The following is a 15,717-nucleotide window of genomic DNA, read 5'->3' as shown; positions in this document are numbered from 1 at the left end:
ACCGTGCCCACCGGATCCCGCCCCGACGGCGGCACGCCGTGGTACGAGGAGGGCGAGGAGCCGGACTACCGGTTCTCGCTGGCCAACGAGCGGACCTTCCTCGCCTGGTTCAGGACCGGACTCGCCCTCATCGCGGCGGCGCTCGCCGTGGCCCAGTTCGTCCCGGCGCACACCCGGGGGATCACGGGAACGCTGCTCGGCGCGGTACCGGCGGTGGCGGGCGCCCTGCTGTGCGGCACCGCCTACGTCCGCTGGCGCGCCGTCCAGCGGGCGATGCGCCACCGGCGGCCGCTGCCGCGGAGCCGGGTGCTGCCGGTGCTGGCCGTGAGCGCCGCGCCGGCCGGGATCGGCCTGTTCCTGCTGCTCCTGCTGCGGTCCTCGTGACCCCGGGGAGGGACCCCGGCCTGCAGCCCGAGCGCACCGCGCTCGCCGGCCGCCGGACCGCGCTCTCCGCGCTGGTCACGGCCGTCCTGGCGGTGCGCGGCGCCCTCGCCCACCGCTCCGCGGCCGAGGCGGCGGCGGGCGTCCTGCTCCTCGTGGTGGCGGCCCTGTCCGTCACCACGAGGACCGGCACCCGCCTCCGGCAGCGCGCGATGTCCCTCTGCGCGGCCGCCGCCGCTCTCCTGCTCGCCGCGCAGTACGCCCTTCGGGCCTGACGGGGGGCGGGCGGGTGCCCGGCCGTCAGCAGGTCCCGGGGCGCAGCCGGCGCAGGGCCAGGCGGAGGCGGCCGGTGGCCGGGCGGCCGGCCAGGACGGCCTCGAAGCGACGGTGGTCGCGGGCCGAGCGCAGCGCCGCGAGGTCGTGGGTGCCGGGCAGGGGCGGGGCGGGTTCGGCGTGCCGGGCGGCCCGGTAGCTGTCGAGGAGGTGCTGGTGCAGCGCGTTCATGGGCCCACCCTGCATCCCGGCGGCCCGGTGGGTCCCGCCGATTGACGGCCCTCGTCAACCGGCGCGGCCCCGGCATCCGCTCCGGCCTGGGCGGTCAACGGCCCGAAGCTCCGCCGGAGGTCGGTGACCTCGGCCGGGCCGGTCACCCAGGCGAGGGGGGCGTGGTGCACCCGGATCCCGGCCGGGGGCTGGAGCAGGGCCTCACCGGCCGCGTTCCGCGGCCACTCCACCGAGCCGGTGGCGGTCCTGGCGGGGACGAGCCAGTAGTCGCCCCGGGTGTAGGTGCCGTCCGGCCGGAAGTACACCTGGACGCCGTCCTCCAGGTCGAGCCAGCTCCCCTCCTGGAGCGGCAGGGCGCCGCCGGCCAACGGCGGGGCGTCCCGGCCGCGCGGTTCGCGGTGGTCCCAGCGGCGCAGGAAGGGGTGGCGCGCGGCCTGCCGGCCGACCTCCGGCGCCGGTTCGGCGGACAGCCGCACCCGGCGGCCCGGCAGGTCGATCTCCTCCACCTGGAGCAGCTCCGTCACCTCCTCCCGGCTGACGGACGCGCTGTCCGCGACCTCGACCCGGTCGCCGACCGAGAGCCCGAGCCGGTCGTCGTCGCCCAGGGTGCCGAGGCCGACCCAGACGCCCTCGACGGAGACGATCGGGAGGACGACCGAGCCGTTCTCCCGGGACCACGTGAACGTGGCGTCGCAGCCGGCCCGGCCGCCGTGGTGGACCTCCACCCGGTACAGCTGGTTCTCCGGGCCCCGGTAGCGGGCCTCGGGGTGCGCCAGGCACGGGTCCTCGCCCGCGCGCTCCGGCCGCCGGGCCCGCGCGGCCAGCCGGGCGACGGGCCGCTCGTGCGCCCCGGCCCAGGCGTCGAAGGCCTCCCGCACCCCGGCGAGGCCGCCCTCCGGAACGCTCAACTCCGAGGCGGGCAGCGCGAGTACCTGCCAGACGACCTTGGCCCGGGCCGCCGTGTCGGGCATCGCGGCGCCGAGCGCGACCTCGCGGAGCTCCGGGTCCTCGACCGCGGTGACGCTGCGCTCCCAGACCTTCAGGTAGACCAGGAACGGGAAGGCGCCGGGCAGCCGGTCGCCGGGGCGCTCCTGGTCCCGGTAGGCGTCGGGCTGGTCCCAGTACGTCCACCCGGCGGGCTCCTCGCCGGCCCCGCCGTCGGAGGCGCCGGCGGAAGGACCGGCGGAGGGGCCGGTGGAGGGACCGGTGGGGGCGCCGGCGCCGCCGTCCTCGGGCGCGGCCCGGCCGGGCACGGGCCGGTGGGCCTCGCACAGGATGCCGTCGACGTAGTAGCGGCCGCCGCCGATGGTGAGGTCGTCCAGGTCGTGGCTGCCCGGCACGTGGCCGATCGCGAACCCGGCCGCCGCGGCCGGTCCGCCGTGACGGCCGATCAGGTCGGCGGCGAGGGTGCGCAGCTGGTACCGCTCGATCGCGGCCTGCTCGTTGGCGTCGGCGTCGAGCTGGACCCGGCCCTGCTGCGTCAGCACCGCGGAGTAGTGCTTGCCGGGCCGGAAGGTGAGGCGCGAGAAGTCTGCGTGCACGGTCGTCCTCTCGGAGACGATGGGCGGGGGCGGGTCAGGTGACGAAGAAGATCCCGGCGTCGGCGCCGGCCGGCGTGTACTCGGCCAGCCGCGCCCGCAGGTTGTCCTCGCGCTGGGGCTGGAACAGGTCGTGGAAGGCGCCCAGTTCGGAGCGGTCCTCGGCGCCGCGGGTGATCTCCGGCGCGCACCCGGCGGCGAACCGGCCGTAGTCGGGCGTGCCGTAGCGGAGGCTGCTGAACAGCGGGCGGACCCGGGCGGTCTCCAGCTCGCGCAGCCGGGCGGCCCGCTCCGGGGGCAGCTCGCCGCGCTCGACCAGCTCGGTCACCGCCGAGCGGACCAGGTCGGGCTGGCAGGCGTAGCGGCGCGGGGTGCGCGAGCCCGGGGGCACGTAGCAGAACCGCAGGCAGCCGGTCGAGCGGCGGGCCACCCGCAGCCGCCCGGTGAAGACGCAGTCCTCGGCGACCGGCACCGCGTGGGTGTGCACCTCGCCGGCCACGGTGGTGCGGCGCGCGTGCAGCAGCGCGTGGGCGTGGGTGCAGTCGGGCCCGGCGAGCGCCGGCCGCCGGGGCCCGGTGGCGTCCAGGACGCTGTCGCCGAGGTGGATCTCCAGCGGGTCGGTGCCGGCCTCGTCGCCGACGACCTGGATCGCGCCCAGGATGCTGTGCTCGATCCGCACGCAGGCCGTGGTGCGGTCCAGGACGAGGCTGGGCTCGTGCGGCGAGTGCGGCGCGCAGTGCGGCTCCAGCGACCAGCCCGGGACGAGGGTGCAGTGCCGCAGGGTGACGGAGGCCAGCGGGCCGGTGACGTTGACGCCGCGGCCGGTGATCAGCAGGCCGTCCAGGACCAGCCGCCCGCCCGGGACCACGCCCCGGACGTTGAGCGCGTCCGGCCGGTTGCTGTACCAGTCGAGCAGCCGGATCACCGGCCGGGTGCCCTCGGCGGCGCGCAGTTCGAGGCGGTCGTCGGCCCCGAGGTCGAAGTCCAGCTGCTCCTGGTGGGTGCCGCTGTGGGTGATCTCGATGACGGCGGCGCCGCCCGCGCGGCCGGCCTGCTGGTCGGCGCGCCACCGCTCGTAGGCGTCGGTGATCCGCTGGTACGGCCCGCCGGGGCCGACCCGGTAGAGCGTCCGGTGCCGCACCTCCGGGCGCTCGCGCGGGTACTCCCCGCCGCCGGTGTCGTCGCCGAACGCGTAGTGGTGGTCGACCCAGACGCCGCGGCGCGGGGCGGTGTGGGCCCCGAAGGCGATCCGGCCGAGCACCGGGTCGACGGCGACCTGGCCGCGTCCCGGCCGGTAGGTCCAGCCGGTCAGGTCGGCCACCGTGATCTCGGCGGGCGGGACGGGCTCCTGGGCGCCGTCGCGCCAGAGGGCGAAGCTCTTGCCGGGCCCGTAGTAGTCGGCGAGGCGCTCGGCCAGCTGGCGCCGCCGGATCGGGGCCGGCACGTTGTCGAGCGTCGCGAGGTGGGAGGCCGAGGGCTCCGGTTCGGGCCGGGTGAACAGCGGCGCGTCGTTGCCGAGCACCGAGAAGGTGAACAGGTTCCTGGCCCGGTCGATGCAGTAGGCCGGCGCCCGGGTGACGGAGTAGGGCTTCAGCCGCCACACGTACAGGGCGACCCCGGCGGGCGTGCGGCCGCCCGGGCGGCGGGCGGAGCCGGCCCGGCGGACGTCGACGGTGTGCGCCTGCTCGTCGAAGGGGCCGCCGAGCAGGTCCAGCGCGGCGCCGTCCCGCAGGCCGGCGAGCCGGCCCCGGCCCGGCCGCCGCCCGGCGGCGGGCTCCTCGTCCGGGCGCAGCAGCCGCACCGGCGGGGTGCCGGCGACCAGCCGGGAGAGTTCCACGGCGCGCGCGGGCCAGTCGGCGACCGAGGCGGACAGCTCCTCCAGCAGGGCGAGGGTGCCCTTGCGCCGGCGGTGGGCGACGGTGTTGGCGACGTCGTGCCGGGGCGCCAGCCGGGCGGCGAGCCGGTCGCGGGCCGCGGCCCGCTCCGGGGAGGCGGCGCCGTGCAGGCCGGTCGCGAGCACCTCCTCGTAGCCGGGCAGGATCCGGTAGCCGACCAGGTCGCCGAGGTAGGCGACGGCCCAGTCGGCGGCGGTCTCCACGAACCGGTCCCGGTAGCCCTGGTCGATGCCGCCGCGCACGAGGTCGGCCTGCTCGGCGATGACGGCCAGCAGCGCGCGCAGCGGCTCGCCCGCGTCGGCGTCGCGCAGCCGGTGCCACTGCGGCAGCAGCTCCAGCAGTCCGTCCGGGTCCCGCTCGCCGGTGTCACTCATCCGCGGATCTCCTTGAGGATCAACGTGTCGGGCAGGTTCGGCGCCAGCATGACGAGCTGGGCCGGGCGCAGGCCGCGGAAGACCGTCAGCACCCGGCCGGGCGGCAGCGGGCGGGTGTCGGTGACGTCCGGGTTGAGCCGCAGCAGTTCCGCGACCGTGATGCCGTGGCGGGCGGCGACGGCGGTGAGGCTCTCCCCGGCGGGGTCGCGCACCCGGTGGCGCTGCTCCTCGAAGCGGGCGAGCGCCGCCGGGACGCTCGGCTGCGGTCGCGCGAGCCGCTCGGACAGCTGCTCCAGGCCCTCCGGGGTGAGGCTGCCGGGCACACCGGTGAAGGCGTCGACGTCGACCCGGGCCACGCCGGGCACCGCCTGGGCGGTGGCGAGCACCTCGGACAGGTGGGCGCTCTGGCCGAGTTCGCGTCCGGCGAAGCCCAGCCGGTCGAGCAGGGCGCGGCGCAGCGCCGGTTCGACCACGTCCCAGGAGCGGTCCGGGGCGAGCTCGACGCCCGCGGCGACGATCAGCAGCACGAGTTCGCGCGGCGCGACCTCGACCGGCAGCCGCGGGTCGCCGTGGGCGGTGAGCGCCGAGCGCAGGGTGCGGATCAGGTCGGAGTCGCCGGTGAGCGGGATGTCGTCCACCCCGGCCACGGTGACGTGGACCAGTTCGCGCCCGCCGTCCGAGAGCCGGACGGCGGCGGCGCGCCCGATGCCGGCCCGGGAGCGGGTGAAGTCCGCGTAGTCGGGCACCGAGACCAGCCGGTCCAGGGCGGTCACGGCGAGCGGGACGGTGCGCCGGGCGAGGCCGGGGCCGTCCGGTCCGGCGCCGCCGGTGGCGGGCAGCGGGTTGACGACGGCGGAGACGCCGAGCGGGCGGGTGGTGAGCTGGGTGATCCGGCCGGCGCCGACGTTGCCCGCCGGGCCGATGCCGATCCGGTAGCGGGCGCGGACGTTCTCCCGGCCGGTGGGCAGGCGCGAACCGTGCACGCCGTCGCCGAAGGTGACGGTGGTCCGGCCGTCGCCCGCCGTCGCGGTGACGTAGACCCGTTCGCCGGGGCCGCGCCCGGCGAGGCTGTCGACCTCGTGCCAGAGCACCCCGTCGACCCGCACCTCCAGGGTGCTCCGGGCGCCCCCGGGGGTGTCGGCGGCCAGCCAGGTGAGCGGCGACTGCCAGAGGGCGAAGCGCTGGCCCGGGACGCCGGCGTCGCCGCTGCCGATCGCCTCGTCGCGGGTGGCGCCCTGGGTGGCGCGCACGACGTTGCCGAGGACCTGGACGGTGTCGCGCCGGTAGCGGTGGGCGAGGCCGGCGCTGAGCGTGAGCGTGGTGCGGACGGTGTCCCCGGGCAGGCTCGGGTCGACGCTCTGCCCGACCCCGGCGATCATGGCCAGTTCGGTGCCCCGGACGCCGGTGGTGCCCGGGATGTCGGTGCGCTCGCCGCTCACCGCGACGAGCCGGCCGGGGGTCAGCCCGTCGTAGAGCCGGGCGAGTTCGATCCGGTCGCCGTGGACGTCCTCGGTGACGGGCTCGTCGGCGAGCCGCAGCGACTCGCCGCGGGCGTAGACGGTGGCGTCCCGGATGTGCGAGAGCTGGGTGTCCTGGTCGTCCAGCCAGGGCTGCTGGAGGGACAGTTCGGTCACCTTGCCGGTGATGCCGAAGTCGGCGCGGGAGATCACCCGCACATCGGTCACCCGGGTGATGACCTCGGCGAGGTCGCGGCCGCCCGGGATGCCGCCGTCGAGCCCCTTGCGCGGGCGCTGGACGACCACCCAGCTGCCGGGCGCGATCTGGTCGTACACGGCGTCGAGGGTGAGGACGGTGCCGGAGACCGGCTGCAGCTTGGTGGTGAACACCACCTCGACCGCGGGCGGGGACTGCTCGGTGGCGGGGTGGCGGTGCATCCGGACGTTCAGTTCGCCGGACTCGCCGGTGGTCTCCTGGCCCGGGTCGAGCCGGTGGTCGAGCACGGGGCCGGGCCCGCCCTCGACCCGCACGTGCACGCGGCCGTCGGCCTGCGGGCGGGAGACGAGGACGGTGCGCTCGGGCAGTCCGGCCAGGAACCGGGCGCTGACACCGGGCTCCCGGTCGGGCGCGGGCGCGGCGCCGGCGTGCGGGTCCGGCGGCGGCGGTTCGGTGGTGACCACCTGGACCTGGCCGGGCCCGAACGGGAAGGTGTGGTCCCACGGCAGCGAGAACCCGCTGTGCAGCAGGCTGCCGGCCTCGACGTAGGTGAAGTCGGCGGTCGTGGGGACGGTTCCGGCGGTGTCGAAGCCGATGCGGACGCCGATCAGCGTGCTGCCGGAGAGCGGCCAGTCGACGTAGCGGTCGATCCGGCCGTCGGCGCCGTACACGGGTTTGAGCGGCGCGGTGGCGCCGAACGGCGTGGCCACCACCCGCATCGCCTGGATCTCGTGCACGGCGAGCGGCGCGGTCAGGTCGACCCGTTGCCAGGCGGGGTAGAGGCCCGCGCGCAGCCGGGGGTCCAGGGCGGTCAGCAGCTGCGGGCCGAGGTCCGATCCGGCGGCGAACAGGCGCCGCGGGTCGCGGGCGAGGTCGCGGGCGCTGAGCGGGGGCCGGGCGGGGGTGGTGCGCAGCGCCGCCAGCAGCGGACCGAGGCCGCGGACGGCCGGGTCGGCGGCCGCGGGGCCGGGCGGGTGGGATCCGGTCCCGTCGGGGGGCTGCGGCGGCTCCAGCTGGTGGGCGCGCTCGCGCAGCCGGGCCAGCTCCTCGCCGAGGGCGCCGAACCAGTCGGCCACCGCCTGCTGGGAGCGGGCCAGTTCGGCGGCCTCGGCGGCCCGGGCGGCCACCGGGACGAGCCGTTCGGCGAAGTCGGCCGGGGTGCTCAGCGGACCGTCGGGCCGGTCGAGGTCGGCGCGCAGCGGGGCCAGCACCTGCGCGTCGAACTCCCGGACGATCCGGCTGCGCCCGGGCCTCGGGCGGGGGGCGTGCCCGGAGACGGTGATCCAGTCCGTCAGCTCGGCGCGCAGGTCCTTGAGGGTGCGCAGGTCCCGGGGCAGCCCGATCACGGTGACGTCGTTGTCGCGGTCGATCCGCACCTCGGGCACCAGCCGCAGCACCCGGTGGACCGGGTCGGCGGCCCGGTCGGCGCTGAAGACGAACAGCAGCCGGTCGCCGGGCCTGATGTTGTTGGCGGTGCCGGCGGCGAACAACTCGGCCCGGCCGCCGGGGTTCAGCTGCCCGGGCGTCAGCTGGTAGGGGCGGCGGCGCAGCACGGCCAGCTCGTTCCAGGCCGGGCGGGCGACGAGGTCCTCCGCCGTCTCGAAGGACTGCGGGTCCTCGCCGGGGCCGGGGACGCTCTGGCTGCGGGCGCCGCGCGGCACGGTGACGGCCGGGTCCTCGACGGCCCGCGGGTCGTGGTCGAGGGTGTAGGCGAGATGGGTGTCGGCGGCCACGCCGGGCCGGGGCCGGTGCCCGACCAGCCGGCCGAGCAGGGTGAGCGAGCCCTCCTCGGTGGCGGTGCGCAGATAGCCCTCGTCGGCGATCCGCTCGGAGTGGAAGGTGAGCACGTCGGCGAGCACCGCCCAGGCGTCCAGCAGCGCGATCGCCGGGTCGTCGGGGGTGCGGACGGTCAGGTCGCGCAGCGCCGGGTACGCGGGGCCGGACAGCCGCGCGAGCATGCTCGCGAGGAACTGCCCGTAGCGGCCGACGCGGTGGTCGAGGGCGTTCAGCCCGGGCGGGTTGAACAGCGGGGCCGGGGTCGCGGTCGCGGTGCCCGTGCAGCCGCAGGTGCACTGGCCGTTCACCGGCCACCTCCGATCACGATCGAGAGCCGGCCGTTCTCCGGCCGGTCGGGGTCGTCGTCGCACGCGGCGACCTCCAGCGCGCCGAGCCGCAGCAGCCCGGCGTCCGGCTCGCCGTCGTCCCGCCCGAACTGCCGCCGCAGCCGGGTGATCCGGGCGCTGACCACGCCCGGCACGGCGGCCGCCGCGGCCACCAGCCGGGAGGCCCGTACCGGCTCGCCGAAGCCCAGCGCGTCGGGGTGGAAGAAGCCGAGGCGCCCGTCCGGCAGCGCGCGGCTGCCCAGGACCCGCCGCAACTCGGCGAGGACGTGGCCGCGTTGGTACCCGGCGGCGGCGCAGATCCGCAGTTCGACGTCGAGCGGCACCAGCAGGGCGGGGCGGACGACCAGCTCGTGGCCGATCCGGCGGTACGCCTCCAGCGCGTGGCCGACCGCCTCCAGCAGGGTGCGGTCGGCGAGGGCCTGCCCGTACGGCTCGACGGCGACGTGCACCTCCTGGCCGCTGCCGGTCCAGCGGAGCTCCGCGGCGGCCCGCCGGACCTCCGGCAGGCCGGCGGCCAGCTCGGCGTAGTCGCCGGCCGTGACGGCGCGCAGCCGGCGGCGGCTCAGTGCGAGCGGCGCCGACTGCCGCACCAGGCCCAGCGGTTCGGGTTCGGTGCCGCCGGTCGCGGGCAGCGGGTTGCGGACGTGCAGCACGGCGTCCTGCGGCCGGGTGGCGGCCCCGCCCCGCGGTGGCCGGCAGACCACCAGGTGGTTGACGGCCTCCGCGCCCACGTTCCCGGCCGCGCCGTTGCCGAGGCGGTAGGCGACCCGCAGCTCCGCACCGGGCCGCGGCGGCCGGCCGTGGCGGCCGTCGCCGAAGCGCAGCGCGAGACGGCCGTCGTCCTCGAACTCGCCGACGAAGTGCCGGTCCCGGGGCCCGTCGGCTAGCAGGTCCCGGCGGGGCGTCCACTCCAGGCCGTCGGCGGTGGCCAGGACCGCGGGCAGGGCGGCGCGCGGATCCTGGACGGCGGATCCGCCCGCCGGGCCGGCCAGCGCGGGGGAGCCGGGGTCGAGCCCGGCCGCGTACCGGGCACCCCAGCTCCGGTCCACCTCCCAGACGCCGGAGCGCCGGAGCACCACGCCGGAGCGGGTGCGCGCGACGAGCACGTCGAGGCGGCGCAGCTTGCCCGCGAGCAGCCGGGTGCGGCGGGCCAGCAGCTCGCGCAGGCCGTCGGCGGGCCGCTCCGCGAGACGCAGCTCCTGCACCACCCGGGCACCGAACAGCACGGTGAGTTCGGTGAGTTCGGCGCGGGAGAGGCGGTGGCCGCCGCGCGCGCGGTGCCACAGCTCCTCCAGCCGCCGGTGGACCCGTTCGGGCACGGCGGCCAGCAGGGCGGCCTGTCCGGCACAGATGTGCGCCCGGTCCGGGAAGGCGGCCGCCCGGGTGACCGGCGTGTGGCGCAGCAGCGGCCGGAAGGGCTGCGCCAGGACGGGGTAGCGGGTCTGGTCGAGCAGCGTCTCCAGCACCGCCGCCTGCGCGTCGGCGGTGGGCGGTTCGACCTCGGCGCCCCCGCCGTCGCCGCCCTCCGCGCCGGAGCCGGGCGCGAGCCGCACGCCCAGCCCGGCCCGCCGGACCGCCGCCGCGCCGACCAGCGCCTCCAGCTCGCGGACCTGCCGCGGGCCGAGCTGCCGCCCGCCGCGGGTCAGGGCGAGCAGTTCCTGGAGGGCCTGCGCGGCCGGGCTGTCCCCGGCGCCCTCCGCGCATCCGCACCCGCAGCCGCCGCCCGGCGCGCAGGGCGCCACCCGCACCGGCTCCGGCGGCACCGGGAACGTCTCCGGGGCCCCGCCGCAGAACGTCAGGGAGCGGCCGTGGTCGGCCAGGACGACGTTGCCGCGGGCCACGCTCACGTCGGCGACCGGCCCGCAGCCGCTGCCGCCGTGGGCGGAGAGGCAGACCGGGAAGGCCAGCGCGTCCTGCGGCGCCCAGGCGACCTCGACCAGCGGCTGCCCGTACAGCTCGTCGACCAGCGGGGTGACCGAGGTCAGCCGGACGGCCTGGCGGTGCGCGGGATCGGCGTCGGCGGCGGCGCCGGTGCGCGGGCCGAGCACCTCCTCGACGACCAGCAGGTCGCCGGGGCGCAGCGCCAGCTGCCGGGCCCGCTCCTCCGGGCGGCCGGACCGGTGCCACTCGTCGCGCAGCGTGGCGCCGGTCGCGCCCGCGGGCAGCACGCAGTCCTGGTCGCCCCAGGTCCAGAACCGGATGGTGTTGTGGGCGGGGTGCAGCGCCACGTCCTCCCCGCCGAGCGGCTCGAACACCTCGACGGCGGCGGTGCGGGCGAGCGCGTCCAGCTCCTCGTCGGGGACCACCGCCGCCAGGTCCGGGCGGTCCCGCGGGTCGAGCCGGCCGACGTCGACGGCGGCGAAGCGGAAGGTGCCGCGCCGCAGCGTCAGCGGGCGGTCCACCGTCAGCGCGACGAACGCCCGGGCGTTGCAGCCGTCGTGCATCGGGTAGTCGGTCAGCCGGACGTGCCGGCGCACCGACACCCGGCGGCGCGCGGTGTCGAGGTACGCCTCGGTGGCCACCGCGTCCTGCTGGTAGGAGAGCAGGTCGGCGGTGTGGGCGAGCAGCTCGACCAGGGTGACGCCGAGGTCGGGCAGGTGCCGCTCGGACCAGCCGGGGACGGTCAGGCTCATCCGGTCCAGCACCAGCCGCCGCAGGCTCTCGTAGTCGCGGGCCGTGTAGTCGGTCACCGGGGCCGGGCGGACGACGGGCGGGCAGCTCTCCTCGGCGCGGCAGTCGAAGGGCGAGGGGCAGTCGGCGCCGAAGGAGAAGGCGGCGCTCGCGTACCGCGGGTCGAAGTCCGGACGGGGGCGGGTGCCCGGCCGGCCGTGGGCGTCCGCCTCGACCACGGTCAGCCGGTAGCGGGAGGTGTCGCCGGAGCGGTCGAGGGTGACCCGCATCAGGTCGTCCAGCTCCGGGTCGTCCGCGCGCTCGACCTCGACCCGGACGGCGCGCAGACCGGTGATCCGCCGGCCGCCGTCGATCCGGAGGTTCTCCGGGCCCAGCCCGTCCGGCGCCCGGCCGAGGAAGGTCACCTCCAGCGTGCGCCCGTCGTCGCCCGGCTCGGCGCCGTCCAGGCCCGCCGACCGCGCCGCGCGCACATCGGCGCGCCGCAGGTCCGTCCCGCACCGGGCCCCCGGCCCCTCGCTGCGCCCGGTCATGCCGCCACCCCGCCCTCGAAGATGTCCTGCCGCTGCGTGCCGGTGCGCAGCACCACGTACGCCAGCCGGACCCGCACCACGTCGTCCTCGCTCTCCACGTCGAGCGAGCCGACCTCGATCACATCGCCGAGCCACCGTTGCAGCGCCGCCCGGACGGACAGCTGCAGGGTGGCCGCCAGCTCGGGACTGTTCGGCGCGAAGACCAGGTCGAGCAGTCCGCAGCCGAAGTCCGGGTGCATGACCCGCTCGCCGGGAGCGGTGAACAGCAACTGCTCGATCAGGTCCCGCACGTGGTCGTCGTACCCGGCCTCGGCGGTGCGCCCGCGCCGGTCGATCCGGAACGGGAACGCCAGGTCCGTGCGGGCCGGCCCGGCGCCGTCGCCGGGGTACCCCGTGCCGTTCACGTCCCCTCCGCGCGCTGCTGGACGACGGTCACGACCGGCGGCCCCTGCGGGATCTGCTCGGCGCTCTGGCACAGCCCGACGGCGGAGCTCGGCAGCGCGGGGGAGCCGTTCACCCGGATCCGGGCCGACGGCACCACCCAGCGGACCGTGACGCACGGCTGCGGCTTGCCGGCCACGGTGAACGGGCAGCCGGTCACGGTGTACGGGTCGGCGGTGCCGGTGACGGCCTGGCCGGCGACCAGCACCCGGGCCTGGGCGGGCCGGGCGGTCGCCCGGGCGCCGTGCGGGCAGAGCACCGTGGCGTTGACGTGCAGCAGATTTCCGGGCACGAGGTCCTCCCCGTCAGGTCACGCTCAGGGCGTCCTGGTTGATGGAAACGGTGGCGCCGACGAGCGCGATCGAGGCGCCCTGGCCGTTGCTGATCCGGATGCCCGAGTCGTTGATCACGATCGAGGCCCCGCCCGGGGTGCGCAGGGTGATCCCGGTGACCGGATCGTCGGACAGCACGATCACCCGCCGCCCGGAGGTCTCCAGCACCGTGTTCGGCAGACCCGGCGGGCCGGTCGCCGCCTCCGCCGGCACCTCCGCGGCGGATCCGTACCAGCAGCCCGTCCAGACCGGGTAGCTCTGGTCGCCCTGCTCGAACTCCAGCCACACCCCCGCCCCGACCGGCGGGAGCGCGTAGTGCCCCATGCCCGGGCCGGCCACCGGGAAGCAGGGCATCGCCCAGGTGGAGACCGCCTCGCCCAGCACGTCGGGCACCTGGGCCTGGATGCGGCCGATCCCCAGCGGGTCGGCGTTGCTCACCACCGTCCCCCGGAACTTGCCGAGGTAGCGGGTCGGTTCGGCCATGCGGGCACCTCCTGACTGTGGCTGCTACGGGACGACGACCGGCTGGAGGGCGATCAGGCCCTCGCGGGTCAGCGTGAAGTTCTGGGTGTACGAGCCGCGCTTGAGGTCGTGGGTGACGCTCTTGACGAAGTACAGGCCGTCGTAGGTGAGGCCGGCGCCGCGGACGCCGACCAGCTCGCGCGGCCGCAGCACGTGCCCGTACCGGAGGACGTCGAGCCGGCCGGAGCCCGAGACGGCGTCCGCCGACTGCACCGCCTGGGCGATGATCTCGGCCACCGCCTGGGTGGAGTCCTTCTTGGCGGTGTCGGCGACGACCTTCTTCTTCAGTGCCGGCGCGGGCCGCAGCGCGAGCGGCGGGCGCAGCACGCTCACCTCCGGCACCGGCAGGACGGCGGACACCTTGGTCGCCGGGAGCTGGACGCGGGCCTCCGGCTCCTCGCGCGCCGTCCCGTCGAAGGCGAAGGTGAGCTGGTCGACGTTGGACAGCGCGTCCATGTTCACGTTCAGCGCGTGCTGCGGGACACCGAGCCGGTTCTCCGGCCCCCAGTACGCCCGGCTCGCCCCGGGGACCGGGCCGGGGTCCAGGTAGAACACGTACCCGTTGGCCTTCGCCAGCTCGTTGACGTACCCGAGGTCGGTGCCCTTCTGGAAGTCGATCCGCCGGGTGGGCATCGGCGTCTGCGGCACCAGCTCCGGGATCACCAGCGGGACGATGCCGTACTGCCCGTACTTGCCGATGATCGCGGCGACCCGGGCCGCCGGGGACATCGCGGGGAAGGGCACCCCGGCCTGCTCCTCCAGGTCCATCAGCACCGTCAGGTCCTCCCCGGTGACGGTGAGCGTGGACTGCCCGGGCTGGTTGCTGATGCCGACCTCCTGACGGATGATCACCCCGTCCATCAGCACGCTCGGGGTGCCGGTGACGGTCACCATCAGCACCACCCTGGTCTTCGGGTCGAAGAAGCCGCCCGGCAGCAGGGCGGTGTTGACCGGACCGCGCTTCGACAGGTCGAAGGCCAGCTGGAACCCGCTGCGCTGCCCGGACGCCACCGTGACCTGCGCCGACAGCAGGGCGTCGGTCACCGGCTGCGGCACCGGCACCGGGATCCGCGGGCCCATCAGCAGGCTGAGCCGGATCGAGCCGACCGGTCCGCCGCCCGTGACGGCCGGGGCGTCAGCCATGGTCCACCCCCGCTCCCGCGCCGGGCAGCGCGATGACGATCCGCCGGCCCGGCGTCGCGGTCAGCTCCCGTGGATCCAGCACCGGGTTGGCGTCGGCGATCCGCCACCACTGGTCGGCGCTGCCGAGGTAGCGGTCGGCGAGCAGGTCGAGGCGGTCGCCGGCCCCGACGGTGTGCTCGGCGAGCGGCGTCAGGCCGTCCGCGCGCGGCAGCAGCCGCCGCCGCAGGTACGGCACCTGCCGTCCGTCCGGTTCCGTGTGCAGCGCGAGCGGGACGCCGTGGTAGCGGCTGCCCGGCGGGTACGGCGAGGGCGCGGGCAGCGCGTCGAACGGGTCGCCGGCGGTCATCGGAGCCCCCCGCCCAGGCCGAGCGCCCCCGGCCCGCCGTCGGCCCCGGCGGTGACCAGCCGTTCCTTCTGCGCCAGGTGCGCGAGGTAGAGCTCCGCCCCGCGGTGGCCGGCCGGCAGATCGCTGACGGTCAGCACGCGCAGGCCGACGGCGACGGCCGCCCTGACCGGGTTCAGATCCATGTCGAACGCCTCCTCGGTGATGGTGAGTTCGGTCAGCCGCACCGGCAGGATCCGCTTGCCGCCCCAGGTGAACAGGGTGAGCGGCGCCTCGACCGGCGCGATCTCCAGGGTGCCGAGCGCGGCGAGCGCCTGGCCGGCCCTCAGCTGTGCGCTGGCCGGCTGCACCAGCGACTCCAGCGTGGCCAGCTGCGGATGGATGCCGTTCGGGGCCGGCACGTCCAGCTGGTCGGTGGAGTCCAGCTCCGCGGTGAACTTCCACGTCTCCACGGCCGGTCCCTTGAGCCGCAGGGCCTCCGTGCGGTCCCCGCTGCCGTCCGCCCCCGCCGCCTGCGGGGCCAGCGACCGCTCCAGGCTGTCCGGGTTGAACTGCAGCACGATGATCCGCTGCGGCGTGCCGCGCTGCGGGTCGACGACGACCAGGCCGGAGCGCACCGGCCGGGGGGCGTCCGTGTAGGGCATCAGGAGTCGCCTTCCGTCCGGGCCAGACCCTCCAGCAGGACCCGGGCGTTGTGCCGGACGTGGTCCACCGGGTCCGTCCGGCCCAGCTCCTCCACCAGGGCCACCAGGCCGGGCCAGGGCAGGTAGCCGGTCGCCACCACCACCGCCTGCCGGATCCCCGGATCGTCGTCCCGGGCCGCGGCGGCGAACGCCTCGACCACCGCCCGGTCCTCCGGGCCCTCGGCGGTCAGCGCGGCGGCGTAGAGCGCGACGAGCCGGTCGTTGCGGTCGTCCGCGCCTGGCCGGTCGTCCGCTTCGGGCCGGTCGTCCGCGGCCGGCCGCTCGCCGCGTCCGGCGCTCCGGCGCAGCGCGGTCAGGGCCTCGTCGAGGGTCCACACCCGGCAGCGGGGCCGCAGTTCCGCCTCCGTCTCCGCCGCGCCCTCGCCCCGGATCGTGACGTACCGCAGGCCGGTGGTCCGGTCGTCGACGTAGTGCACCTCGGCCCTGCCGTCCGGGGTGAGCCAGCTGTCGACGACGGCGCCGTCCTCCTTGCGCCCGAGGTCGAGCAGGTTCCAGAACAGGTCCCAGACGACCAGCTTGAAGTCGTGCTCGCCGAACTCGGGCCTGAGGACCAGGCGGGTGAACGATCGGGTCATTCCGGTC

14 protein-coding genes are annotated in these 15,717 nt (G+C 76.9%); 2 read left to right on the top strand and 12 right to left on the bottom strand.

Annotated elements, in window-relative coordinates; translation table 11 throughout:
• The first annotated feature begins 3 nt into the window (after positions 1-3).
• Positions 4-384, top strand: a complete 381-nt coding sequence (locus tag ACFVVL_RS20535) for a YidH family protein (protein ID WP_387677163.1) — start codon at positions 4-6, stop codon at positions 382-384.
• On the top strand, positions 381-656 hold the full coding sequence (locus ACFVVL_RS20530; protein ID WP_387677160.1) for a DUF202 domain-containing protein: 276 nt from the start codon (positions 381-383) through the stop codon (positions 654-656). Before ACFVVL_RS20535 ends, ACFVVL_RS20530 begins: the two co-directional genes overlap by 4 nt.
• Before the next feature lie 25 nt (positions 657-681).
• Here ACFVVL_RS20530 and ACFVVL_RS20525 read toward each other — a convergent pair whose 3' ends face one another.
• The 12 genes from ACFVVL_RS20525 to ACFVVL_RS20470 are packed head-to-tail and all read right to left on the bottom strand — an operon-like array spanning position 682 to position 15,710.
• A complete protein-coding gene (locus ACFVVL_RS20525; protein WP_380291851.1) occupies positions 682-885 on the bottom strand; it encodes a hypothetical protein in 204 nt (67 codons plus the stop codon).
• Positions 882-2,426: a DUF6519 domain-containing protein gene (locus ACFVVL_RS20520; protein ID WP_387677158.1), complete on the bottom strand. Its 1,545-nt coding sequence runs from the start codon at positions 2,424-2,426 to the stop codon at positions 882-884. The genes ACFVVL_RS20525 and ACFVVL_RS20520 overlap by 4 nt, the downstream gene beginning before the upstream one ends.
• Before the next feature lie 34 nt (positions 2,427-2,460).
• On the bottom strand, positions 2,461-4,692 hold the full coding sequence (locus ACFVVL_RS20515) for a hypothetical protein (protein ID WP_387677155.1): 2,232 nt from the start codon (positions 4,690-4,692) through the stop codon (positions 2,461-2,463).
• A complete protein-coding gene (locus tag ACFVVL_RS20510; RefSeq protein ID WP_387677152.1) occupies positions 4,689-8,450 on the bottom strand; it encodes a putative baseplate assembly protein in 3,762 nt (1,253 codons plus the stop codon). The genes ACFVVL_RS20515 and ACFVVL_RS20510 overlap by 4 nt, the downstream gene beginning before the upstream one ends.
• Positions 8,447-11,650 carry a putative baseplate assembly protein gene (locus ACFVVL_RS20505; protein WP_387677149.1) on the bottom strand — a complete coding sequence of 1,068 codons (3,204 nt, stop codon included), beginning with the start codon at positions 11,648-11,650 and terminating at the stop codon, positions 8,447-8,449. Before ACFVVL_RS20505 ends, ACFVVL_RS20510 begins: the two co-directional genes overlap by 4 nt.
• Positions 11,647-12,054: a GPW/gp25 family protein gene (locus ACFVVL_RS20500; RefSeq protein WP_387677147.1), complete on the bottom strand. Its 408-nt coding sequence runs from the start codon at positions 12,052-12,054 to the stop codon at positions 11,647-11,649. Before ACFVVL_RS20500 ends, ACFVVL_RS20505 begins: the two co-directional genes overlap by 4 nt.
• Complete coding sequence (locus ACFVVL_RS20495; RefSeq protein WP_387677144.1) at positions 12,051-12,383, bottom strand: hypothetical protein; 333 nt, start codon at positions 12,381-12,383, stop codon at positions 12,051-12,053. Before ACFVVL_RS20495 ends, ACFVVL_RS20500 begins: the two co-directional genes overlap by 4 nt.
• A 13-nt stretch (positions 12,384-12,396) precedes the next feature.
• Positions 12,397-12,906, bottom strand: coding sequence for a phage baseplate assembly protein V (locus ACFVVL_RS20490; protein ID WP_380291837.1), 510 nt, complete (start codon positions 12,904-12,906; stop codon positions 12,397-12,399).
• Positions 12,907-12,930: 24 nt separating this feature from the next.
• A complete protein-coding gene (locus ACFVVL_RS20485; protein WP_387677141.1) occupies positions 12,931-14,088 on the bottom strand; it encodes a hypothetical protein in 1,158 nt (385 codons plus the stop codon).
• Entirely contained in the window at positions 14,081-14,434 is a 354-nt protein-coding gene (locus tag ACFVVL_RS20480) for a hypothetical protein (RefSeq protein WP_387677139.1), read from the bottom strand. Before ACFVVL_RS20480 ends, ACFVVL_RS20485 begins: the two co-directional genes overlap by 8 nt.
• Positions 14,431-15,078 carry a hypothetical protein gene (locus tag ACFVVL_RS20475; RefSeq protein WP_387677198.1) on the bottom strand — a complete coding sequence of 216 codons (648 nt, stop codon included), beginning with the start codon at positions 15,076-15,078 and terminating at the stop codon, positions 14,431-14,433. The genes ACFVVL_RS20480 and ACFVVL_RS20475 overlap by 4 nt, the downstream gene beginning before the upstream one ends.
• The gene (locus tag ACFVVL_RS20470; protein ID WP_387677136.1) at positions 15,075-15,710 is read right to left on the bottom strand and encodes a hypothetical protein; all 636 of its coding nucleotides are present in this window, start codon (positions 15,708-15,710) and stop codon (positions 15,075-15,077) included. Before ACFVVL_RS20470 ends, ACFVVL_RS20475 begins: the two co-directional genes overlap by 4 nt.
• Positions 15,711-15,717 lie beyond the last annotated feature (7 nt).

This window comes from Kitasatospora sp. NPDC058115 (assembly GCF_042884635.1).
Taxonomy (GTDB): domain Bacteria; phylum Actinomycetota; class Actinomycetes; order Streptomycetales; family Streptomycetaceae; genus Kitasatospora.
Note: the sequence above shows the minus strand (reverse complement) of the source record. Positions and strands in the feature narration are given on the sequence as shown.

Excerpts from the sequence above, each read along its gene's own strand:
- ACFVVL_RS20525 (WP_380291851.1), bottom strand. The coding sequence starts at position 885 with ATGAACGCGCTGCACCAGCACCTCCTCGACAGCTACCGGGCCGCCCGG.
- ACFVVL_RS20515 (WP_387677155.1), bottom strand. The coding sequence starts at position 4,692 with ATGAGTGACACCGGCGAGCGGGACCCGGACGGACTGCTGGAGCTGCTG.
- ACFVVL_RS20505 (WP_387677149.1), bottom strand. The coding sequence starts at position 11,650 with ATGACCGGGCGCAGCGAGGGGCCGGGGGCCCGGTGCGGGACGGACCTG.
- ACFVVL_RS20490 (WP_380291837.1), bottom strand. The coding sequence starts at position 12,906 with ATGGCCGAACCGACCCGCTACCTCGGCAAGTTCCGGGGGACGGTGGTG.
- ACFVVL_RS20485 (WP_387677141.1), bottom strand. The coding sequence starts at position 14,088 with ATGGCTGACGCCCCGGCCGTCACGGGCGGCGGACCGGTCGGCTCGATC.
- ACFVVL_RS20480 (WP_387677139.1), bottom strand. The coding sequence starts at position 14,434 with ATGACCGCCGGCGACCCGTTCGACGCGCTGCCCGCGCCCTCGCCGTAC.
- ACFVVL_RS20470 (WP_387677136.1), bottom strand. The coding sequence starts at position 15,710 with ATGACCCGATCGTTCACCCGCCTGGTCCTCAGGCCCGAGTTCGGCGAG.